Source organism: Aliiroseovarius sp. PTFE2010 (assembly GCF_049943335.1).
In the GTDB taxonomy this organism is placed as follows: domain Bacteria; phylum Pseudomonadota; class Alphaproteobacteria; order Rhodobacterales; family Rhodobacteraceae; genus JBNFVY01.
In genome coordinates, this window is sequence record NZ_JBNFVY010000053.1 from 1 (window position 1) to 341 (window position 341).

Here is a 341-nt window from a genome sequence, read left to right on the forward strand (position 1 = left end):
GGCTATGCGCCGGATTTCGTCAAGGCGCTGGTGCCCTGGTTGCCTGAGATCAAGGCCAAGGGGATCAAGGTTGTGGCCAATGCCGGCGGGGTCAATCCGCGCGGCTGCCGCGATGCGCTTGCCAAGGCGGCGGCCGAGGCGGGGATCGATCTGTCCATCGGCGTGGTGCTGGGCGACGATCTGTCGGCGCAGGCCGACGCGATCCGCGCCCGCGGGCAGAGCGAAATGTTCTCGGGCGCGCCATTTCCTGACGATATCTGGAGCATGAATGCCTATCTGGGGGCGCGCCCGATTGCGGCGGCCCTGGACGGCGGGGCGGACATCGTGATCACCGGGCGCTG

Annotated in this window: 1 protein-coding gene; it reads left to right on the top strand. The window is 68.3% G+C overall.

The window, feature by feature from the left end; genetic code table 11:
• The coding region (locus ACP2AV_RS15745; protein WP_426373712.1) for an acyclic terpene utilization AtuA family protein at positions 1–341 on the top strand (341 nt) is incomplete at both ends.